Origin of the sequence: Pseudomonas sp. PWP3-1b2, assembly GCF_049896045.1 — a bacterium.
Taxonomy (GTDB): Bacteria; Pseudomonadota; Gammaproteobacteria; order Pseudomonadales; family Pseudomonadaceae; genus Aquipseudomonas; species Aquipseudomonas antarctica_B.
In genome coordinates this window covers 1-20,569 of sequence record NZ_JAFCTN010000031.1, presented here as the reverse complement: position 1 = coordinate 20,569, position 20,569 = coordinate 1, and the positions used below count along the sequence as shown (strand labels likewise).

The 20,569-nt window shown below is 61.0% G+C and carries 17 protein-coding genes and 1 riboswitch; of the genes, 10 read left to right on the top strand and 7 right to left on the bottom strand.

Annotation, left to right across the window (positions count from 1 at the left end; genetic code table 11):
- Window positions 1-44: 44 nt before the first annotated feature.
- Window positions 45-1,907, bottom strand: coding sequence for an O-antigen ligase family protein (locus ACP7A2_RS19370; protein ID WP_426135500.1), 1,863 nt, complete (start codon window positions 1,905-1,907; stop codon window positions 45-47).
- A gap of 160 nt (window positions 1,908-2,067) precedes the next feature.
- On the opposite strand from ACP7A2_RS19370, the gene msbA reads away from it, so the two are divergent.
- The 3 genes from msbA (at window position 2,068) to ACP7A2_RS19355 (ending at window position 6,423) form a co-directional block, all read left to right on the top strand.
- Window positions 2,068-3,873 (top strand): lipid A export permease/ATP-binding protein MsbA, encoded by a 1,806-nt coding sequence (msbA, locus tag ACP7A2_RS19365; RefSeq protein WP_426135499.1) that lies wholly within the window; start codon window positions 2,068-2,070, stop codon window positions 3,871-3,873.
- A 197-nt stretch (window positions 3,874-4,070) separates the two neighbouring features.
- Window positions 4,071-5,495, top strand: coding sequence for a bifunctional D-glycero-beta-D-manno-heptose-7-phosphate kinase/D-glycero-beta-D-manno-heptose 1-phosphate adenylyltransferase HldE (hldE, locus tag ACP7A2_RS19360; RefSeq protein WP_426135498.1), 1,425 nt, complete (start codon window positions 4,071-4,073; stop codon window positions 5,493-5,495).
- A complete protein-coding gene (locus tag ACP7A2_RS19355) occupies window positions 5,488-6,423 on the top strand; it encodes an NAD-dependent epimerase/dehydratase family protein (protein WP_426135497.1) in 936 nt (311 codons plus the stop codon). Before hldE ends, ACP7A2_RS19355 begins: the two co-directional genes overlap by 8 nt.
- A 140-nt stretch (window positions 6,424-6,563) precedes the next feature.
- On the opposite strand, the gene ACP7A2_RS19350 is transcribed toward ACP7A2_RS19355, so the two are convergent.
- From ACP7A2_RS19350 to ACP7A2_RS19335, 4 genes are read right to left on the bottom strand one after another with little or no spacing between them, the layout of a single operon-like run.
- On the bottom strand, window positions 6,564-7,532 hold the full coding sequence (locus tag ACP7A2_RS19350) for a metal ABC transporter ATPase (protein WP_078740376.1): 969 nt from the start codon (window positions 7,530-7,532) through the stop codon (window positions 6,564-6,566).
- 41 nt (window positions 7,533-7,573) lie between these two features.
- Window positions 7,574-8,386, bottom strand: a complete 813-nt coding sequence (locus tag ACP7A2_RS19345; protein WP_426135496.1) for an aldo/keto reductase — start codon at window positions 8,384-8,386, stop codon at window positions 7,574-7,576.
- Window positions 8,383-9,558 carry an NAD(P)/FAD-dependent oxidoreductase gene (locus ACP7A2_RS19340; protein ID WP_426135495.1) on the bottom strand — a complete coding sequence of 392 codons (1,176 nt, stop codon included), beginning with the start codon at window positions 9,556-9,558 and terminating at the stop codon, window positions 8,383-8,385. Before ACP7A2_RS19340 ends, ACP7A2_RS19345 begins: the two co-directional genes overlap by 4 nt.
- Before the next feature lie 55 nt (window positions 9,559-9,613).
- Window positions 9,614-9,949: a DMT family transporter gene (locus ACP7A2_RS19335; RefSeq protein WP_348062405.1), complete on the bottom strand. Its 336-nt coding sequence runs from the start codon at window positions 9,947-9,949 to the stop codon at window positions 9,614-9,616.
- 104 nt (window positions 9,950-10,053) lie between these two features.
- On the opposite strand from ACP7A2_RS19335, the gene ACP7A2_RS19330 reads away from it, so the two are divergent.
- Both ACP7A2_RS19330 and waaA read left to right on the top strand, forming a co-directional pair.
- Window positions 10,054-10,944 (top strand): LysR family transcriptional regulator, encoded by an 891-nt coding sequence (locus ACP7A2_RS19330; RefSeq protein ID WP_426135494.1) that lies wholly within the window; start codon window positions 10,054-10,056, stop codon window positions 10,942-10,944.
- A gap of 23 nt (window positions 10,945-10,967) precedes the next feature.
- The gene (gene waaA, locus ACP7A2_RS19325) at window positions 10,968-12,242 is read left to right on the top strand and encodes a lipid IV(A) 3-deoxy-D-manno-octulosonic acid transferase (RefSeq protein WP_426135493.1); all 1,275 of its coding nucleotides are present in this window, start codon (window positions 10,968-10,970) and stop codon (window positions 12,240-12,242) included.
- 133 nt (window positions 12,243-12,375) lie between these two features.
- Here the strand turns inward: waaA and ACP7A2_RS19320 are convergent, their stop codons facing one another.
- Complete coding sequence (locus ACP7A2_RS19320; RefSeq protein WP_426135492.1) at window positions 12,376-13,815, bottom strand: TolC family outer membrane protein; 1,440 nt, start codon at window positions 13,813-13,815, stop codon at window positions 12,376-12,378.
- 196 nt (window positions 13,816-14,011) lie between these two features.
- A riboswitch (TPP riboswitch) is annotated at window positions 14,012-14,117 on the top strand.
- Window positions 14,118-14,263: 146 nt separating this feature from the next.
- Between ACP7A2_RS19320 and thiC the strand changes: the two genes are divergently transcribed.
- Both thiC and cytX read left to right on the top strand, forming a co-directional pair.
- The gene (gene thiC / locus ACP7A2_RS19315) at window positions 14,264-16,168 is read left to right on the top strand and encodes a phosphomethylpyrimidine synthase ThiC (RefSeq protein ID WP_426135491.1); all 1,905 of its coding nucleotides are present in this window, start codon (window positions 14,264-14,266) and stop codon (window positions 16,166-16,168) included.
- Between the two features lie 139 nt (window positions 16,169-16,307).
- Window positions 16,308-17,597: a putative hydroxymethylpyrimidine transporter CytX gene (cytX, locus tag ACP7A2_RS19310; protein WP_426135490.1), complete on the top strand. Its 1,290-nt coding sequence runs from the start codon at window positions 16,308-16,310 to the stop codon at window positions 17,595-17,597.
- On the opposite strand, the gene ACP7A2_RS19305 is transcribed toward cytX, so the two are convergent.
- Entirely contained in the window at window positions 17,566-18,312 is a 747-nt protein-coding gene (locus ACP7A2_RS19305) for an RsiV family protein (protein WP_426135489.1), read from the bottom strand. The genes cytX and ACP7A2_RS19305 overlap by 32 nt on opposite strands.
- A 193-nt stretch (window positions 18,313-18,505) precedes the next feature.
- Between ACP7A2_RS19305 and ACP7A2_RS19300 the strand changes: the two genes are divergently transcribed.
- The 3 genes from ACP7A2_RS19300 (at window position 18,506) to cpdA (ending at window position 20,476) form a co-directional block, all read left to right on the top strand.
- The gene (locus tag ACP7A2_RS19300) at window positions 18,506-19,123 is read left to right on the top strand and encodes an NUDIX domain-containing protein (protein ID WP_426135488.1); all 618 of its coding nucleotides are present in this window, start codon (window positions 18,506-18,508) and stop codon (window positions 19,121-19,123) included.
- Window positions 19,114-19,563, top strand: coding sequence for a DUF1249 domain-containing protein (locus tag ACP7A2_RS19295; RefSeq protein WP_017138485.1), 450 nt, complete (start codon window positions 19,114-19,116; stop codon window positions 19,561-19,563). The genes ACP7A2_RS19300 and ACP7A2_RS19295 overlap by 10 nt, the downstream gene beginning before the upstream one ends.
- 97 nt (window positions 19,564-19,660) lie before the next feature.
- On the top strand, window positions 19,661-20,476 hold the full coding sequence (gene cpdA, locus ACP7A2_RS19290) for a 3',5'-cyclic-AMP phosphodiesterase (RefSeq protein WP_426135487.1): 816 nt from the start codon (window positions 19,661-19,663) through the stop codon (window positions 20,474-20,476).
- The last annotated feature ends 93 nt before the right edge of the window (window positions 20,477-20,569 follow it).

Below are 20,569 nucleotides of genomic sequence, written 5' to 3'. Positions count from 1 at the left end.
CGCGACTGCGTGCGCCCCTCCAGGGGGCGCATCTTTCAAATGGCTCAGGCAGCAGGGCGAGCGAGCGACAGAACCTGCTCGCGGATTTTTGCCGTAGATTGCGGCGACGCTACCGATGCATAGCCCTGGGCCAATTGTTCGAAGTGCGATTCGAACAGCCAGTTGCGGTCCTGCGGGTAGCGCTGCATATGCTTCAAGTTACGCTGGCGCAGTGCGTTGCGCAGAGGCGATGGGTAAATGCGCAGGTCGGCCACGTCAATCAGCCCGAACTCACCGTCGTCCATCAGCAGCACATTGCCCAGATGCAGTGAGCGGAAATAAACGCCGCGCTCGTGCAATTGCGCCATGAACCTACCAAAACGTTCAATCAACGACTCTCGCAGGCTGCTGTCCAGACTCTGCAGGGCCTGGCGCAGGGTCAGGCCGGGCAGCGGTTGATAGCGCACGGCGGTACTGGCGTCTTGCAGGTGATACAGATCGAGGATAGGCGGCGAAGCAATACCGATCGACCGCAATTGCTCGCTGTTGCTGGCAAAACGCTCCGAGTAGGGGTTGAACCCGCCGGAAGTGTACCAGCGGCGCGCCCTGAACAGTTTCAGGAAGCTGCCGTCCGCCAGGCGCAGGACTTTGGGGCCAAGGCCGTCTTCTTCAATAATGTCAGCGCCTTCGCGCAGGGCTTCAAAAGCTTGCGGCCGGGGCGTTTTGACCGGCATGCGCAACAGGCTGTGACGGCGCTGGGCGATGCTCAAGCCAGCGATCAACGCCAGCGGAATCCACAGCAGGAACCAGTGCTCCTTGGGCCGCGAAAGAATGCCACCGCCTTCGGTCAGGCCAGCGCCGATGCCGTAAGCCAGCAGCGAGGATGCCAGGATAAACAGCGGCTGCGCGCGCTCTCTGAAGCCTTGATAAAGGCCTCTGCCCAGCATGAAAAGCCACGGTATGAAGCCGATGATGCCGATGTAATACAGCACGCCCAGGGCAAAGCTGTGGGGTTCGCGCAGTGCGATGTCGCTATAGTTTTCAGGCATCACATAGAGTTCTGAATCGTAGCTGTGGCCTATCCAGGGAGCGTCAGAGATGCGATCCAGAATAATGCGCCATATTTCGAAGCGAAATGAGCTGCCGCGTTCGGTGATCAGTTCCGGATAAAACAGCACCAGCGCGACGCCTGCCACTACCAGGCCAATCACCATCAGCGCCGACCGCCGATTACGGCTCAGCAGTCCCATCCAGAATACGGCCAGAGTCAGTGCAACAAAGGGGGTCCTGGAGCCCGTCGCCAGTATGACTACGCCCATGATCGCGACGGCGGGTACGCTGAGCCACAGCGTGCTGAAACGCTTGGTATTGACGCAAACATACAGCCAATACACGCAGAAAAAACCGAACAGGTGAGAGCTGAGCAACGGATTGTCGAGAGCACCCAGGCCACCGATCATGCGCATTCCCGGCTCGAAGCCTCGGAAAAACGCAATCAGGTTGAGCAAGCAGATCACTAACGTAATCACGGAAGCGCTGAAAAATATGGGTCGAAACAGGTCGTTGCGGTAGTGCAGCAGCAGCCCGCAGCCGGCAAACAGCATGAACGTTTGCAGCGGGACCTTGAACAGGTTTGAGTCGCCGGTCGGTGCCGGGCTCCAGAGCACAGTGGTCAGTGCCCAGGCAGAAAATGCCAGGAAGGCAACCGCCAGCGGTTCACGCAGCAACGCCTTGAATTCCCTGGGGCGCAAGCACAGCAGGAGCAACGTGGGCACGCTGAAAAAGCCGTAATAGAACCGGTGCATCACATTGCGATTGGTGACGTAGAACAGCGAACTCAGCAACAACAACAAGCCAATGGGCAAAATCCACAGAACCAGGAAGTCGAAAACGCGATTTGAGCCATAGTGAAGACGCTTGGACTGCATACAGTAAAAGCCATTCCAGAATAGAGAAAGCCGACCACATTAAAGTAGTGGCTATATAATGTCGCCAGTTGGATCCAGCCGGGCCGAGGGGCATGCCAGGTGCAAGTACAACAGAGAAGCTGTGCTAAAGTCAGCCTCCTTTTTCAAAACGCCGCGTGATATGACCGACTCTAGTCCGAGCGCAAGCCCTTCGAGCTTGAAAATATACTTCCGTCTGCTCACCTACGTTAAGCCCTACGCCGGCTTGTTTGCGCTGAGTATCCTTGGGTTTCTGATTTTTGCGTCGACCCAGCCCATGCTGGGGTACATCCTCAAGTACTTCGTCGACGGCCTGTCCAACCCCGAAGCGGTGCTGTTCCCAAGCGTACCGCTGCTGCGGGACCTGCAATTGTTGCAAGCCGTGCCGCTGTTGATCATTTTGATCGCAGCCTGGCAGGGTTTGGGTTCGTTTCTGGGCAACTACCTGTTGGCCAAGGTTTCGCTGGGCCTTGTCCACGACCTGCGCGTGCAGTTGTTCAACAACCTGCTGACATTGCCGAACCGCTACTTCGATAACCACAATTCCGGGCACTTGATTTCCCGCATCACCTTCAACGTGACCATGGTCACGGGTGCGGCGACCGATGCCATCAAGGTGGTGATTCGCGAAGGCATGACGGTGATCTTCCTGTTCGTCTCGCTGCTGTTCATGAACTGGCGCCTGACGCTGGTGATGGTCGCCATCCTGCCGTTGATTGCCGTGATGGTCAGAACCGCCAGCAAGAAATTCCGCAAGCAGAGCAAGAAGATTCAGGTAGCCATGGGCGACGTGACCCACGTCGCCTCTGAAACCATCCAGGGCTACCGCGTAGTGCGCAGCTTTGGCGGTGAGGTCTACGAGGAAAAGCGTTTCCTCAAGGCCAGCCTGAGCAACACCAACAAACAACTGAGCATGACCCGCACCGGGGCGATCTACACCCCGGCGCTGCAGTTGGTGATCTATACCGCCATGGCGGTGCTGATGTTCCTCGTGCTTTACCTTCGTGGCGACGCGTCGGCGGGTGACATGGTGGCTTACATCACGCTGGCGGGCCTGCTGCCCAAGCCGATCCGCCAATTGTCTGAAGTCAGCTCGACCATCCAGAAAGGTGTGGCCGGTGCCGAAAGTATTTTTGAACAGCTGGACGAAGAACAGGAAGTCGACGGCGGCACCGTCGAGCGCGACAAGGTCAGCGGCCGTCTGGACGTGCGCAATCTGAACTTCACGTACCCAGGCACCGAACGCCACGTGCTCAAGGACATCAGCTTCACCGCCGAACCTGGGCAGATGATCGCCCTCGTCGGCCGTTCCGGCAGTGGCAAGTCGACCCTGGCCAGCCTGATTCCGCGTTTCTACCACCACGAAAGCGGTGAAATCCTGCTCGATGGCGTAGAAATCGAAGACTACAAGCTGCTCAACCTGCGCAAGCACATTGCCCAGGTCACCCAGCACGTCACCCTGTTCAGTGACACCGTGACCAACAACATTGCCTACGGCGATTTGGCCGGTGCTCCAAGGGCAGACGTTGAGGCCGCGGCGGCAGATGCCTACGCCAAAGACTTCATCGACCAGTTGCCAAAAGGCTTCGACACACAGGTCGGCGAAAATGGCGTGCTGTTGTCCGGCGGTCAACGTCAGCGTCTGGCAATCGCCCGAGCCTTGCTCAAGAACGCGCCGCTGCTGATTCTCGACGAGGCCACCTCGGCGCTCGACACCGAGTCCGAACGGCACATTCAGGCCGCCCTGGACAAAGTCATGCAGGGCCGCACGACTCTGGTGATCGCGCACCGCTTGTCCACCATCGAGAAAGCCGACCTGATTCTGGTGATGGATGACGGCCGCATCGTTGAGCGGGGCACCCACGGCGAGCTGTTGGCACAGAACGGCTATTACGCCCGCCTGCATGCCATGGGCCTGGATGCACCCGTGCCGGCCGACATCACCTGAATCTCTGTGGGAGCGGGCTTTTGTGGCGAGGGAGCCTGCTCCCGCCGGGGCGCGAAGCGGCCCTGAAAATGGGCCTGCTGCGCAGTCCAGCGGGAGCCAGCTCCCTCGCCACACCATCTTCTGTCACGCCCGCCACAAGCCTCCTGTAACCCTGTGCTAATATCGCGCCCCTGTTCATTTTGTATGTGGGTTGCTCCATGAAGTTGTCCATGCCGCGATTCGATCAAGCCCCTGTCTTGGTGGTCGGCGATGTCATGCTCGACCGTTACTGGCATGGCGGTACCTCACGGATTTCCCCTGAGGCGCCGGTACCGGTAGTCAAGGTCGAGCAAATCGAAGACCGCCCAGGCGGCGCTGCCAACGTTGCCCTCAATATTGCCGCCCTCGGCGCCCCGGCCTCCCTGGTGGGTGTGACCGGCGACGACGAAGCCGCCGACAGCCTGGCCAACAGCCTGCGCGGTGCCGGCGTGCGCGCGCTGTTCCAGCGCATTGCCCATCAGCCGACCACCGTCAAGCTGCGGGTCATGAGCCGTCACCAGCAATTGCTGCGTATCGATTTCGAAGAACCCTTCGCCACCGACGCCCTGGCCCTCAGCGGCCAGGTTGATGCGTTGCTCGAAGGCATCAAGGTGCTGGTGTTGTCGGACTACGGCAAAGGCGCCCTGAAGAATCACCAGGAACTGATCAAGGCCGCCAAGGCCCGAGGCATTCCCGTACTGGCCGATCCCAAGGGCAAGGACTTCTCGATTTATCGGGGCGCCAGCCTGATCACGCCAAACCTCAGCGAGTTTGAAGCCATCGTCGGCGGCTGCGCCGATGAGCACGACCTGGTGACCAAGGGCGCGACGCTGATGGCCGACCTCGACCTCGGCGCCTTGCTGGTCACCCGTGGCGAACACGGCATGACCCTGTTGCGCCCTGGCCACCCGGCGATGCACCTGCCGGCGCGCGCCCGTGAAGTGTTCGACGTCACTGGCGCCGGTGATACCGTTATTTCCACTCTGGCTGCCTCCATCGCGGCCGGTGAGGAATTGCCCCACGCCGTGGCCCTGGCCAATCTGGCGGCGGGCATTGTGGTGGGCAAATTGGGTACCGCTGCTATCAGCGCCCCCGAGTTGCGCCGTGCGATTCAGCGCTCCGAAGGCTCGGAACGTGGCGTGCTGACCATCGAACAATTGCTGCTGGCGATTGACGATGCGCGCGCCCACAACGAAAGCATTGTGTTCACCAACGGCTGCTTCGACATCCTCCACGCCGGTCACGTGACCTACCTGGAGCAGGCGCGCGCCCAAGGCGATCGTCTGATCGTCGCGGTCAACGATGACGCGTCGGTCAGCCGCCTGAAAGGCCCAGGCCGTCCAATCAACAGTGTCGATCGGCGCATGGCTGTTTTGGCCGGTTTGGGCGCCGTGGACTGGGTGATCAGCTTCTCTGAAGGTACCCCCGAAAACCTGCTGGCCCAGGTCAAGCCGGACGTGCTGGTCAAGGGCGGCGATTATTCCGTCGACCAGGTAGTGGGGGCCGATATCGTCAGCGCCTACGGCGGCAAGGTCAAAGTGTTGGGCCTGGTTGAGAACAGCTCGACCACGGCCATTGTCGAGAAGATTCGCAACAATGAGTGACGCTGAGCAGTGGATTCTGATTACCGGCGGCGCCGGGTTTATCGGCTCGCACCTGGTCGATGCATTGCTCGCCAAGGGCTATGCCGTGCGGGTGCTGGATGACCTGTCCACCGGCAAGCGCAGCAATCTGCCGTTGGATAACCCGCGGGTCGAACTGATCGAAGGCGATGTGGCCGATGCCGAACGGGTGGCGCACGCCGCCATCGGCGCGACGGCGGTGGTGCACCTGGCCGCCGTGGCGTCGGTGCAAGCCTCGGTCGATGACCCGGTCAGCACACACCAGAGCAATTTCGTCGGCACCTTGAATGTCTGCGAGGCCATGCGCAAAGCCGGTGTGAAGCGCGTGGTATTTGCCTCCAGCGCGGCGGTGTATGGCAACAACGGCGAAGGTGCTTCGATCGACGAAGAGACCACCAAGGCGCCGTTGACGCCGTATGCATCGGACAAGCTGGCCGGCGAGCACTACTTCGACTTCTACCGCCGCCAGCATGGCCTGGAGCCGGTGATCTTTCGCTTCTTCAATATCTTCGGGCCGCGTCAGGATCCGTCATCGCCGTATTCCGGTGTGATCAGCATCTTCAGCGAGCGCGTGCAGCAAGGCGTGCCGATCACCGTGTTCGGCGACGGCGAGCAAACCCGCGATTTCATGTACGTGGAAGATCTGGTGGATTTGCTCGTGCAAGCGATCGAAGTACCGGATGCGCCGGTGGGTGCGCTCAATGTCGGCTGGAACCGCACCACCACGCTCAAGCAGGTGTTGCAGGCGCTCGAAGAGGTAGTGGGCGCATTGCCGGCGATCACTTACGGGCCTGCGCGGTTGGGGGATATTCGGCATTCGCGGGCGAATAACCAGCGGCTGTTGGCCAGTTTCACGCTGCCCAAGCCGACCCCGCTGAAGGTCGGCCTTGAGCGCCTGCTTAACGGCTGAACGCAATCAAATGTGGGAGCGGGCTTGTGTGGGAGCTGGCTTGCCTGCGATAGCATCACCTCGGTCCAACTGATGTACCGAGGTGATGCTATCGCAGGCAAGCCAGCTCCCACACAAACCATATTCACAACAGGTTTGATTTAGCCTTTGGCTTTTTTCTTCGGCACGATCTTGCGCAGCATCTGCTTGGCCTTGCCTGTCAAGCGCTTGAGCTTCGACTCTTTTTCAGGCTGTGCCAGGCCTTGCTGACGCAACCAATCCTTCCAGCGAATCCGCTCGTCCCGCACCAGCCAGCCTTCCTGCAACGCGAAGCTTTCCGCCAGGTATAAACCGCGGGTGCTGGCCGGGATGAGCTGGTCTTTCTTGACCGTGTACAACTCGGCAATCGGTTGCCCGTCTTTCAACGGCATCAGGTACAAATCCGGCCGCTGGCGGTCAAGGCGCGCCACCAACTGGTCGCCTTCCAGCCGTTCATCCACATGAAACAGGCTGAGGGACTTGGCTTCCTTCGGCACTTCCAGTCGCAAGTCGTAAATCAACTGCAACGACGCCGTGGGCAAGTGCACATAGGCGCGTGGGCGTTCGATCAGTTGAGTGGTGGCGCAGCGCACCGGGCGCGCGGCGCCAGACAGCGGGCTCAAGCGAAAAGGCAGGGCCTCGCGGTAATGCAGGGCGGCGGAGTAGGGCGCAGGCAGCCAGGTGTCATTGAAGCGCCCGCCAAGCCAGCCTTCGGGCGTCTCCAGCAAACATTCTTCGGCAATTTCCTGGATGGCGGTATGCAGCGGCAGGTTCAGTTCATGGGCAGGGACGTAGCCGGAAATCAGCTTGAGCACCACGTCGCCACGGTCCTGGCGACGTTGGCGTACCAGCACCCAGTAATCCTTGTTTTGCCAATGCAGGGTCAGGCGTACCGACACACCGAGGTTGGCCAGCTCCAGGGCAAAGCGCTCCGGGTCTGCTACCTCCACCGGCTTGCGCCGTTGCAGGGTCTGGGCGAAGTTGAGCGGCATGCCCACGCTCTGGTAACTCAGGCCTTCGGGTGTGGCTTCGACGTGCAGCGGCAGTGTTTTGAAGTTGCTCGGGTTTTTTCTTATGAGCGTTCGCGGCATGTCGGCTCCTTCTTGCGACGGGGTCGGCCGCGTGGGCGGCATCAGAGTTGACGAATGACTTGGGCAGCGGTCGCCACGTTATGGGCCAGGTGCAGCGGATTAATGGTCCCGACAATAGCACTGGCGACGCCGGTGTGCGCAAACAACAACATGAAACTGGCACGAATTGGATCCATTCCCGGCTCCAGGCACACGTGGCCGCTGGCCAGGGCTTTTTTCACCAGGATGCCTTTGCCATGGGCCGCCGCGTAATCAATCACGGCTTTCTCGGTCTGTTCGTTCAAATTGTAGGTGACCATCGCGCAATCGCCCCTTTCCAGAGCCTTCACGCCGCCTTCGACGGTTTTGCCGGAGAAGCCGAAACCGCGAATCTTGCCTTCTTTTTTCAACGCTTCCAGGGTCTCGTAAACTTCGCAGTCGTTGAGGATGTGAAGGTCATTTCCATCGGAATGCACCAGCACCAGGTCGATGAAATCCGTTTCAAGGCGTTTCAAGCTGCGCTCAATCGACATGCGCGTATGGGCCGCGCTGAAATCGTGATGGGACACGCCCGCGTCGAACTCCTCACCGACCTTGCTGACAATCACCCAGTCCTTGCGCTGGTCACGCAGCAGCGGGCCAAGGCGCTCCTCGCTGCGGCCATAAGCAGGCGCGGTGTCGATCAGGTTGATGCCCAACTGGCGGGCCTGGCGCAATAACATCCGCGCTTCTTCATCATTGGGAATCTGGAAACCATTGGGGTATTTCACCCCTTGGTCGCGGCCCAGCTTGACGGTGCCCAGGCCCAGCGGCGAGACCAGCAGGCCAGTGTTGCCCAGCGGGCGATGCAGGTCGTGCAGGGTTGGCAGGCTCATGGCAACAGTTGCTCCCAGGCAGGTTGGCCGAGGGCCGGTTTCGGCAAGTCGGGCAGGGCGTCGGTGGCGCTTGGGCGGATGCCGTCGCGCTCGAGGGCATTGAGCACGCGGTCTGCGAAGTCTGGCGCGAGGGCCAGCTTGGTCGGCCAGCCGACGAGCAGGCGGCCTTGATCGGCGAGAAAGGCATTGTCCGGGCGGGTCAGGCCCGATTGCAGCGGCTCGGCGCGGTCGACGCGCAGGGTGGCCCACTGGGTCTGGCTCATGTCGATCCATGGCAGCAGTTGCGCCAGCTCTTTTTGCGCGGTGGCGATCTGTTCTTCAGGTGTGCGCGCCACGCCGTCCGCCTCGGCAATGTCGCCGCCCATGTACCACACCCAATTGCCATCGGCAGCCGGGTGGGTGGTGACGGTGATGCGCGGTTTGGTGCCGCCGCCCAGGCAGTGGGCGTACAGCGGTTTGAGGCCCGGGCCTTTGGCAATGATCATGTGCAGCGGGCGTTTCTGCATGGCCGGCTGGCTAAGGCCCAGGGCGCTGAGCAAATCCGCCGTGCCGCCGCCTGCGCTCAAGACGATGCGCTGGGCGCGGATCTCGCGACCGTCCACCTTCAACCCCACCAGCGTGTCGCCGTCCAGCAGCGGTTCGATGTGTTGCCCGGCGAGCAAGCCGTCTCCGGCCAGTTGCGCCAGGCGTTCGACCAGGCTCGGCACGTCGACCACCAGTTCCGCGAGGCGATAGACCTTGCCCTTGAAGCGGCGGTCTTGCAGGGCCGGGGGCAACTCGTCGCCCTTGACCTGATCGACCCTCCCGCGCACGGCCTTGCTGGCGAAGAAGCTGGTGAGGTTGCCGGCGAGTGTGCCGGGGGACCACAGGTAATGCGCCTCGGACAGCAAGCGCACGCCGGACAGGTCCAGCTCGCCATTGCCTGCCAGCGCTTCACGCCAGCGGCGCGGCATGTCGGCAATCGCTTCGGAGGCGCCGGTGAGGGCGCCGTGCAGGGCGTATTTCGCACCGCCGTGAATAATCCCCTGGGACTTCACGCTTTGCCCGCCGCCGAGTGTGGCGCTTTCCACTACCACCGTGGAAAACCCCTGGCCGCGCAGGCGCGCATTCAACCAGAGGCCGGCAACCCCGGCGCCGACAATCAGAACGTCGGTGGAAATATCGGATGGCATCGGCGACCTCAGTGTTCAAGACAAGAGGCGCAGTATACAGGCTGTTGAGGCGGGGTCAGTGCCCGGCGGTTTTCGAGAACAGCTGAATCACCACCACACCCAGCACAATCAGGCCCATGCCCATGATTGCCGGCACATCAAGCTTTTGCCCGTAAATAAACAGCGCCGCGACGCTGACCATCACAATCCCCATCCCCGCCCACACGGCGTAGGCCACGCCCACCGGTACGGTGCGCACCACCAGCGTGAGCATCCAGAACGCCACGCCGTAGCCGACGATCACCAGCAGCAGCGGGATGGGCGTACTCCAGCCTTTGATGGCCTTCATGGAAACGGTGGCAATCACTTCCGAGCAAATGGCGATGGCCAGATAAACGTAGGCAGCATTCATAGAGGTGTCCTCGGTGTGCAGCGTATTTGAATAAGGTCGCCATTCTAACGCTTCAGCAGATGGGATAAAGTCATTACCTATCCGAAATCAAGATGGGTTGAGCCATGAGCGTGCAGTGGAACCTCGAACAGATGCGCTTGTTCGTCAGCGTCGCTGAACAGCGTTCGTTTTCGGCGGTGGCGCGCGACCAGCGCAAGGCGCAATCGGCGGTGAGCAACGGCATTGCGCTGCTGGAGGCGGATTTGGGCCTGAGCCTGTTTGAACGCAGCAGTGGCCGCCAGCCAACCCTGACTGAAGCCGGCAGCGTGTTGCTGGAAGAAGCGCGCGAGGTGTTGCGCCAGTGCGAGCGGCTCAATGGCCGCGCGTTGTCACTGACGCGCGGCGAAGAACCCTGCCTGCGGCTGGCCCAGGACGAAGCCATGCTGTTCCAGCCGGTGCTCGACAGCCTTGAGGCATTGGCCGGGCGATACCCGCATCTGGAAGTGCAGTTGTCCAGCGCCGCCCAGGGCGATGTGGCGCGCAAGCTGGTGGAGCGCAAGGCGGACCTGGGCCTGTTGTTTTACCACGACCAAATCCCCGAAGCTCTTGAACGGCGGGTGGTGGGCAGCGTGGAAATGGTCACGGTGTGCGGCGTGAATCACCCGCTGGCGAAGGACAAATATGTGACGTGCCAGCGCCTGGCGCAGTTTCGACAATTGCTGATGTCGACCCAAACCAGCGTCTACCCCGGCAGTGAAGCCGCCAGCCCGCTGGTGTGGCGCGCCGACAGTTTCTACGTGTTGGCTGAATGGCTGATGAGTGGGCTGGGCTGGGCCTGGCTGCCCCGGCATATCGTGCAGTACCCAACCTATCAGCTGCAGATGGTCGAACTGCACAGCGAATGGACCCCGCCGGCGCTGGTGGTGGAATTGGTCTGGCGCCGGGATGAGCACCTCGGGCCTGCTGCGCGTTTCCTGGCCGAACGATTTGCCGAGTGCTTGCAGGCGATCGACTGAAAAAGCCGATAAACTCCGCCGCCATGAATAGAACTCTCTACAGCTGTCTGTTTTACCTGGCGCTGCCGTTGGTGGCTTTACGTCTGTGGCTGCGCGCGCGCAAGGCCCCGGCCTACGCCAAGCGCGTCGGCGAACGGTTTTCCTATGGCTTGCCGGTGATGCAGCCGGGCGGGATTTGGGTGCATGCGGTGTCGGTCGGCGAAAGCATTGCCGCCGCGCCGATGATTCGCGGGCTGATGGAACGTCATCCCACGTTGCCGATTACCGTCACCTGCATGACGCCCACGGGTTCCGAGCGTATTCAGGCGCTGTTCGCCAATGAGCCGCGCATTCAGCACTGCTATTTGCCGTATGACGTGCCGTGCGCGGCCAAGCGGTTTCTTGATCGGGTGCAGCCTAAGCTGGCAGTGATCATGGAGACCGAGCTGTGGCCCAACCATATTCACGCCTGCGCTCGACGCGGGATTCCGGTTGCGTTGGCCAATGCTCGATTGTCGGCGCGTTCGGCCAAGGGTTACGGACGTTTCGCCAAGCTGACCGCGCCGATGCTCGCTGAAATGAGCCTGTTTGCCGTGCAGACGCAAACCGAAGCGCAGCGTTATCTAAGCCTGGGCGCGCGCCCGGAAACGGTTGAGGTCACTGGCTCGATCAAATTCGACCTGACCATCGACCCACAACTGCCGGTGCGCGCCGCCGCCCTGCGCGAGCAATGGGGCGCCAGCGAGCGCCCGGTGTGGATCGCCGCCAGTACCCATGAAGGTGAGGACGAAGTGGTTCTCGCGGCTCATCGCCAATTGCTTGCCAGCTATCCGAATGCGTTGTTGATTCTGGTGCCGCGTCATCAGGAACGCTTCGGCCCGATGTTCGAGCTGTGCACGCAACGCGGCTTTGCCACAGTGCGCCGCTCCAGCGGTGAGCCGGTGACTGCGCAAACTTCGGTGTTGCTGGGCGACACCATGGGCGAGTTGCTGTTTCTGTATGCGTTGGCTGACAGCGCTTTCGTCGGTGGCAGCCTTGTTGCCACTGGCGGCCACAACCCGCTGGAGCCGGCGGCGCTTGGCAAGCCGGTGATCATGGGGCCGCACGTATTCAACTTCCTCGACATCACCGCGATGATGCGCGAAGCCGGGGCGTTGCGAGCCGTGGATGATGCCGAAGGGTTGGCGCAGGCTGTGCGGCAATTGTTCGAACTGCCGCAGGACGCGCGCAAGATGGCTGCAGCAGGATTGAAAGTGATGCAGGCCAACCAGGGGGCGCTGAAGCGCTTGCTCGATGGCTTGGACAGACTGCTGAATTAGCGCTGATCAAAATGTGGGAGCTGGCTTGCCTGCGATAGCATCACCCCGGTGTGTTTGAAGGACCGAGGTGTCTGTATCGCAGGCAGGCCAGCTCCCACACAAGCCAGCTCCCACATTGGTTTTTGGTGTGGGCTCAGGAACCGGGGCGGGCCTTGAGCTGTTCGGCGGCAGCCTTGGCCAAATCCGGCGGCAGAAAGTCTTTGTCCGGGTTGTAGTCGGCCTTGAGATAACGCGCCAGGTCCTGCAAATCCCCCGGGTTCAACGTGCCTGCCGCTTGCTTCAACCGCAGGTTGTCGAGAATGTAGTCATAGCGGCTGTTGTTGTAGTTGCGCACCGACGCGTAGAGCTGGCGTTGCGAATCCAGCACATCAACGATATTGCGCGTGCCCACCTGATAACCGATTTCCGTGGCTTCCACCGCGCTCTGGTTGGAGATGATCGACTGGCGGCGCGCCTGCACCTGTTCCACGTCGGTGTTCACTGCGCGGTGCAGGTTGCGGGTGTTTTCTACCACCTGACGGCGCAAGCCTTCGCGCTGCTGCTCGCTCTGGTCCAGGCGTGAATAGGATTCACGCACTTGCGAGCTGGTCAGGCCGCCGCTGTAGATCGGGATGTTCAGGCGCAGGCCGATGGTGCGTTGGGACACATCGCCACCGTACGGCACCGGCAGTTGGTTCGGGTTGCTGAAGCCGAGCGCGTCGTTGTCGCCTTTTTCGTATTGCGCCACGGCATCAAGGGTCGGCAAGTGGCCGGCCTTGCGCTGCCGCAGGGTTTCTTCGGCGGCAGTGACGGCGTAGTTGCTGGCGAGCAGGTTGAGGTTCTGACGACCGGCGGTTTCAACCCAGGCCTTGGCGTCGTTCGGCGACGGTGGCAACACCGGCAACGTGTGCACGATGCCTTGAATCGAGTTGTACTGGCGGTTGGTCAGGGTGATCAGCGCTTCGAAGGCGTCATCGACCTGGCGCTGCGCGACGATGCGGTTGGCGCGTGCAGTGTCATAGCTGGCCTGGGATTGCAGCACGTCGGTCTTGTCGGACAGGCCCACGTCGAAGCGTTCGTTGGACTGGTCGAGTTGACGCTTGAACGCGTTTTCTTCGGCCCTGGTAGAGGCCAGGTTGTCCTGGGCGCGCAGCACGGCGAAGTAATTTTCGGCGCTTTGCAGGATCAGGTTCTGCTCGGTGGCCGAGAGTTGCAGCGAGGCTTGTTCGTTGACCGCCTCGGCGGCTTGCAGCTGGAACCAGCGGTCGGCGCGAAACAGCGGCTGGCTCAGGGTTGCACGCCAGGAGTGAGCGTCACGGTTGACGGTGGCGGCCGGTTGGTCGATCTGGGTGCGCACATTATTGCTGTCGGCACCGGCTGACAGGTTTGGCAGCAAACCGGCGCGGGCCTGGGGCACCACTTCTTTCTGTGCGCCATATTGGGCACGGGCAGCCGCCAGGTCGGCGTTGTTGCTGGCCGCTTCCTGGTAGACGCTGACCAGATCGGTTTGGGCGGACAAGGGCGCTTCAGCTGCCCAGACCATTCCGTTGGTCGCACAAGACACGGCGAGAGCCAGTGAGAGTTTGCGCAGCATGTGGCGATCCCTAGATTCAATATTACGGCTATAATTTAGCGCCCAAGGCTAAGGCTGGCCGTTTCCGGCGTCAAGCGTTGAGGCAACGCCCGAGTGTAGTTGCGCGATCACGCCACAACAATCCTGCAATCACGCCATTCATCACGCTGAATGCACCGCCATTGGCAATTTCCCCACGCCATGGTCTAGACTGGCCGCGTTCTTGTCGGGGTGCCTTGTTGGAAGGCTGAGATCGGTAAATACCGGATCCCGTTGAACCTGATCAGGTTAGCGCCTGCGTAGGGAACAAGATTTCTCGTCACCCGGCGAGTCCTCTTGTGCTTCGCCCGGGATGTTGTTCGACCACCGAACAGCCCTCGTGCATTGCACAGCACTGGTTTCAGTGCGTCCATCCGTCCCAGGTTCGCTCCGACAAAAATCCACCGCCTGGATAGTTGGAGAGCCCGTGATGAGCACAGAAATAAAAAGTACAAAACTGAAAAACACCGTGCACTTGAGTGAATCGGCCAAGGTCGACTCCGGCTCCGTGCAGCCGTTTACCCGCTCGCAAAAAATCTACGTACAAGGCACTCGCCCGGACATCCGCGTGCCGATGCGCGAAGTCAGCCTGGACGTGACCCCCACCGATTTCGGCGGTGAAATCAACGCGCCCGTGGTGGTCTACGACACCTCCGGCCCGTATACCGACCCCAACGTGATCATTGATGTGCGCAAAGGTCTGGGCGACGTGCGCTCGCCGTGGATCGAAGTGCGTGGCGACACTGAGCGCCTACCGGGCTTGAGCTCGCATTTCGGCCAACAGCGCCTGAGCGATGCCGAGCTGACGGCGTTGCGTTTCGCTCACGTGAAAAACCCGCGCCGCGCCAAGGCCGGCGCCAACGTCACGCAGATGCACTACGCGCGCAAAGGCATCATCACCGCCGAGATGGAATACGTCGCCATCCGCGAAAACATGAAGCTCGAAGAAGCCCGCGCCACCGGCCTGCTCGACCAGCAGCACGCCGGCCACAGTTTCGGCGCCAGCGTGCCGAAAATCATCACGCCCGAATTTGTACGCGAAGAAATCGCCCGTGGCCGCGCGATCATCCCGGCCAACATCAACCACACCGAACTGGAACCGATGATCATCGGCCGTAACTTCCTGGTGAAGATCAACGGCAACATCGGCAACAGTGCGCTGGGTTCTTCCATTGAAGAAGAAGTGGCGAAACTGACCTGGGGCATTCGCTGGGGTTCGGACACCGTGATGGACTTGTCCACCGGCAAACACATCCACGAAACCCGCGAGTGGATCATCCGCAACTCGCCGGTGCCGATCGGTACCGTACCGATTTACCAGGCCCTGGAAAAAGTCGGCGGCGCCGCCGAAGACCTGACCTGGGAGCTGTTCCGCGACACCCTGATCGAGCAGGCCGAGCAGGGCGTCGATTACTTCACCATTCACGCAGGCGTGTTGCTGCGCTACGTGCCGCTGACCGCCAAGCGTGTCACCGGCATCGTGTCCCGTGGCGGTTCGATCATGGCCAAGTGGTGCCTGGCGCACCACAAAGAGAACTTCACCTACACGCATTTCGATGAAATCTGCGAAATCATGAAGGCCTATGACGTCAGCTTCTCCCTTGGCGATGGCCTGCGCCCGGGTTCGATTGCCGACGCCAACGACGCCGCGCAATTCGGCGAGCTGGAAACCCTCGGCGAACTGACCAAGACCGCCTGGAAGCATGACGTGCAAACCATGATCGAAGGCCCCGGCCACGTGCCGATGCAGTTGATCAAGGAGAACATGGACAAGCAGCTGGAATGCTGCGACGAGGCGCCGTTCTACACCCTCGGCCCGCTGACCACCGACATTGCGCCCGGCTACGACCACATCACGTCGGGCATCGGTGCGGCGATGATCGGCTGGTTCGGTTGCGCCATGCTCTGCTACGTCACGCCGAAGGAACACTTGGGCTTGCCGAACAAGGATGACGTGAAGACCGGCATCATCACCTACAAGATCGCGGCGCATGCGGCTGACCTTGCCAAGGGCCATCCGGGCGCGCAGATCCGCGACAACGCCTTGAGCAAGGCGCGCTTTGAATTCCGTTGGGAAGACCAGTTCAACCTTGGCCTGGACCCGGACACTGCGCGTTCGTACCACGACGAAACCCTGCCGAAAGATTCGGCCAAGGTCGCGCATTTCTGCTCGATGTGCGGGCCGAAGTTCTGTTCGATGAAGATTACCCAGGAAGTGCGTGAATACGCGGCCAACCAGCGCATTGAAGCGGTGGATGTAGACGTGGCCAAGGGTTTGGCGGAGCAGGCGGAGCGGTTCAAGCAGGAAGGCAGTCAACTGTACAAAAAGGTCTGATCCCTAGGCGGCGGTGACTGTGCCGCCGCTATCGCGGGCAAGCCCGGCTCCCACACTGGAATGCATTCCAGATGTGGGAGCCGGGCTTGCCCGCGATAGCAATCTTGCAAACAACAAATGCCCCTCAGAGATAACACCCTTGAGCATTCAACCGAGTACCTACTCACCTGACATCGCCGTGCCGAGCGACAAACGCGTGTTCGGCGCCCGCGACCTGTTCTCCCTGTGGTTCTCCCTCGGCATCGGCCTGATGGTCCTGCAAACCGGTGCACTCCTCGCGCCGGGCCTGGGCTTGTCCGGCTCGTTGCTGGCGATTTTCCTCGGCACGCTGGTGGGCGTGTTGCTGCTGGCTGCCGTCGGCGTGATCGGCAGTGACACCGGCCTGTCCGCCATGGCCGCGCTCAAACTCAGCCTCGGCGCCAAAGGCGCGAGCCTGCCCGCATTGCTGAACCTGCTGCAGCTGATCGGCTGGGGTTCGTTCGAAATCATCATCATGCGCGACGCCGCGAGCCTGCTCGGCACTCGTGCGTTCAGCGAAGGCAGCCTGCTGGCTAGCCCATTGCTGTGGACGCTGTTTTTTGGTGGTCTGGCGACATTACTGGCCGTCAGCGGTCCACTGACGTTCGTGCGGCAAATCCTGCGTAAATGGGGCATCTGGCTGCTGCTTGCCGCCTGCCTGTGGCTGACCTGGAACCTGTTTGCCAAAGCCGACCTTGCCGCGCTGTGGGCCAAATCCGGTGACGGTTCGATGCCGTTTGCGGTGGGGTTTGATATCGCCATCGCCATGCCGCTGTCGTGGCTGCCGCTGATTGCCGATTACTCACGCTTTGGCAAACGTGCGAAAAGCGTATTTGGCGGCACTGCGCTGGGTTTCTTTATCGGTAATTTCTGGCTGATGAGCCTGGGCGTGGCCTACACCCTGGCGTTTGCGCCCAGCGGTGAAGTGAACGCGCTGTTGCTCGCACTGGCGGGCGCTGGCCTGGGCATTCCGCTGTTGCTGATCCTGCTGGACGAGTCGGAAAACGCCTTCGCCGATATTCACTCGGCGGCGGTTTCCAGCGGGATGCTGTTGCGCTTGAAGGTCGAGCATCTGGCCTTGGCCATCGGTGTGATCTGCACCTTGATTGCCTGCTTTGCACCGTTGGCGCAGTACCAGAACTTCCTGCTGCTGATCGGCTCGGTGTTCGCGCCGCTGTTCGGCGTGGTGCTGGTGGATCACTTCATCCTGCGCCGCCGTGGCCAGGGCTCAGTGGCCAACCTGCATTGGCCGGCGTTGGTGGCGTGGCTGGGCGGCATCGCTGCCTACCACGTGCTGGCCAACCTCTATCCGGATGTTGGCGCAACCCTGCCGGCGCTGGTGCTGGCAGGGCTGTTGCAGCTGATTCTGGGCCGTGCGTTTAGCGGCGCGCGGGCATCAGTTCAGGCTTGAGTACACCGGTGAGGCGCGCATAGGGGATGGTCATTTCGATCAGCCCCAATGCGTAAGGGGCGATGGTCGCCACGTTGTACTTGAGTACCACGCCGGCGCTTGTCAGGGCCACGTTCGGGGTTTTCTGGAACGGCCAGTTCTTCACAAACTCCGGGTCTCGGTCCATCTGCGAGTTGATCAGCCAGCTGTTGTGGGCGACTTTCGCAGTGTTCCAGAACGCCTGTTCCTGGCCCGGCAGCAGCATGTCGGTCAGGCTCAGCTCTTTGTGCAGCAGGCGCGAATAGTTGATGAAACCACGGCCAGGTTCGCCATGAACGGCGCCGGTGTCCAGGTAACTCGACACTTCAACGATCACCAGTCCGTCATGCTGCTCGCGTACCTTGGCTTGCAAGTACATGCTGTTGCGGTCCGGCGATTCGCGCAAAAACTTGTCGCGGTAGGCATTCAGGGTCGGCGGCACGCTGGCGCCCGGCGAGTTGCGGGTCATTTGCAGCAGGCGCTGTTCCACAATGCTGTCGAGCTGCGGCTCGCTTGGGAAATGCACGGTGTCGATGTTCACCAGCGGGCAGGCAGGGCTGTCGCAGCCTGGCTTGATCTGTTCCGAGGCGTCTTGCTTGGTGTCCAGCGGCTTGAGATGGCTGGGCTGAAACAGGCTCTGGCAAGCCCCCAGGGTCAAGGCGATACAAGCCACGGAGGCGATTTTCAAAAGCGACATGGGTGTCCTTCACAAATCGATGGAAAGCGAAAAGAGTGGACCTTCGACTGCCGACAACGCAGTCAGTTCGCCACTAGGCTGATTAGAGTGAGTTTGACGCCCGCCGTCTATCCCGGCAACTGTAAAGGGGCTGCACCGAGGGGCGTGAGCGCGTTAGGATGGCGCCAACTGCACGGGCATAACGAGGATTGATATGACGGACATCGCCAAATCGACGCCGAACAAAATTGAAATCGTTCAGCGCGACAATGCCTACAAAGGCTTCTACAAGCTTGATCGCATACAGCTGCGTCACGAGAAATTCGACGGCGGCATGAGCCGGGTGATCAACCGCGAAGTCTTTGTTCGTCATGACGCCGTGTGTGTGCTGCCCTACGACCCGCAGCGCGATGAAGTGGTGCTGATCGAGCAATTCCGTGTGGGCGCCATGGGCCGTACCGACAACCCGTGGCTGGTGGAAATGGTGGCCGGCCTGATCGACAAGGACGAAGAACCTGAGGAGGTTGCACACCGCGAAGCCGAGGAGGAAGCTGGGCTGACGTTCTCCGCGTTGTGGCCAATCACTAAATACTTCCCGTCGCCCGGCGGCAGCACCGAATTCGTCCACTTGTACCTGGGCCGTTGCGACAGCTCCGGCGCCGGTGGCGTGCATGGACTGGAAGAAGAAGCAGAAGACATCCGCGTTACCCGTTGGGCTTTCGAAGACGCCCTGCAAGCGGTGCGTGACGGCAAAATTTCCAATGCAGCGAGCATTATCGCCCTGCAATGGCTTGCGCTTAATCGCGCGGAAGTGAGGGGGTTATGGCAGTAAAGGCACGGGAACGTTATCGAGTCGACCTGATCGGCCTGCAAGCCGCCTGCGAGGCCAACTATGCGCGGCTGATGCGTTTGCTTCCCGATATGCGCCACGCCCCCGAGGCGCGGCGCATTGCCGTCACCCACGGCGACCAGATGCTTGGCGTGCTGACCCTTGAGGTCATCGTCAACTGCCCGTACACCACCACGTTGCGCGTGCGCCAGGAACACAGCCTGCCGTGGCTGCCGGTGCCGCAACTGGAAGTGCAGGTGTATCACGACGCACGCATGGCCGAAGTGATCAGCGCCGAACATGCGCGCCGCTTTCGCAGCATCTACCCCTACCCGAACGTGTTCATGCACCAGCCCGATGAGAAAGCACAGCTCAATGTGTTCCTCGGTGAGTGGCTAAGCCATTGCCTTGCCCTGGGCCACGAGTTCGAAGTGGTGCGGTAGATGTGAACTGCATCTGCTTCCTTGGGTTTCCTCTTGTGTCCTGCCCCAGCATAATCGCGCCTACTGTCTATTTCCTGTGATTGCCTGGGAGAGCGCCTTGTCGAGCGTATCCGCCGTGAACCCTGATGCGCCGGTATTGCTGGTGCAACTGTCTGATAGCCACTTGTTTGCCGAGGCTGACAGTACGCTGTTGGGCATGAATACCCGTGAAAGCCTGCAGCGGGTGATCGACCTGGTGCAAGCGCAGCAGCCGCAGATTGACTTGATGCTGGCCACGGGGGACTTGTCCCAGGATGGCACGCTTGAGTCGTATCAACAGTTTCGCGAGCTGACCCGGCAGATCGACGCCCCGGCGCGCTGGATCCCCGGCAACCACGATGAGCCGCAGATCATGGCGCATGCCGCCGTGCACAGCGATTTACTGGAGCCTGTGGTCGATATTGGCAACTGGCGTGTCACCCTGTTGGATTCGGCTGTTCCAGGCTCAGTGCCGGGCTATCTGCAGGATCAACAGCTGCAATTGCTGGCCCAGGCCTTGAGCGAAGCACCGGACCGGCATCATCTGGTGTGCTTTCATCATCACCCGGTGCCCATCGGGTGTGCGTGGATGGAGCCGATCGGGCTGCGTAACCCGGATGCGTTGTTTGCGGTGCTCGACCGGTTTGCGCAGGTCAGAGCGGTGCTGTGGGGGCATGTGCATCAGGAGATTGATCTTGAGCGCAACGGCGTGCGGCTGTTGGCCTCGCCTTCTACCTGTATTCAGTTCGCGCCGGGCAGTGAGGACTTCAAGGTCAGCGAGCAGGCGCCGGGGTATCGGTGGCTAAGGTTGCATGCCGACGGACGGTTGGAGACTGGGGTGGAGCGGGTTCAGGGCTTCGAATTTACAATCGACTACGGCAGCAACGGCTATTAACGCCTGTAAACACTGATCAAAAATGTGGGAGCTGGCTTGCCTGCGATAGCGGTGTGTCAGTCACCCATTTATGGGCAGGCACACCGCTATCGC

Excerpts from the sequence above, each read along its gene's own strand:
- ACP7A2_RS19370 (WP_426135500.1), bottom strand. The coding sequence starts at position 1,907 with ATGCAGTCCAAGCGTCTTCACTATGGCTCAAATCGCGTTTTCGACTTC.
- msbA (WP_426135499.1), top strand. The coding sequence starts at position 2,068 with ATGACCGACTCTAGTCCGAGCGCAAGCCCTTCGAGCTTGAAAATATAC.
- hldE (WP_426135498.1), top strand. The coding sequence starts at position 4,071 with ATGAAGTTGTCCATGCCGCGATTCGATCAAGCCCCTGTCTTGGTGGTC.
- ACP7A2_RS19355 (WP_426135497.1), top strand. The coding sequence starts at position 5,488 with ATGAGTGACGCTGAGCAGTGGATTCTGATTACCGGCGGCGCCGGGTTT.
- ACP7A2_RS19350 (WP_078740376.1), bottom strand. The coding sequence starts at position 7,532 with ATGCCGCGAACGCTCATAAGAAAAAACCCGAGCAACTTCAAAACACTG.
- ACP7A2_RS19345 (WP_426135496.1), bottom strand. The coding sequence starts at position 8,386 with ATGAGCCTGCCAACCCTGCACGACCTGCATCGCCCGCTGGGCAACACT.
- ACP7A2_RS19340 (WP_426135495.1), bottom strand. The coding sequence starts at position 9,558 with ATGCCATCCGATATTTCCACCGACGTTCTGATTGTCGGCGCCGGGGTT.
- ACP7A2_RS19335 (WP_348062405.1), bottom strand. The coding sequence starts at position 9,949 with ATGAATGCTGCCTACGTTTATCTGGCCATCGCCATTTGCTCGGAAGTG.
- ACP7A2_RS19330 (WP_426135494.1), top strand. The coding sequence starts at position 10,054 with ATGAGCGTGCAGTGGAACCTCGAACAGATGCGCTTGTTCGTCAGCGTC.
- waaA (WP_426135493.1), top strand. The coding sequence starts at position 10,968 with ATGAATAGAACTCTCTACAGCTGTCTGTTTTACCTGGCGCTGCCGTTG.
- ACP7A2_RS19320 (WP_426135492.1), bottom strand. The coding sequence starts at position 13,815 with ATGCTGCGCAAACTCTCACTGGCTCTCGCCGTGTCTTGTGCGACCAAC.
- thiC (WP_426135491.1), top strand. The coding sequence starts at position 14,264 with ATGAGCACAGAAATAAAAAGTACAAAACTGAAAAACACCGTGCACTTG.
- ACP7A2_RS19305 (WP_426135489.1), bottom strand. The coding sequence starts at position 18,312 with ATGTCGCTTTTGAAAATCGCCTCCGTGGCTTGTATCGCCTTGACCCTG.
- ACP7A2_RS19300 (WP_426135488.1), top strand. The coding sequence starts at position 18,506 with ATGACGGACATCGCCAAATCGACGCCGAACAAAATTGAAATCGTTCAG.
- ACP7A2_RS19295 (WP_017138485.1), top strand. The coding sequence starts at position 19,114 with ATGGCAGTAAAGGCACGGGAACGTTATCGAGTCGACCTGATCGGCCTG.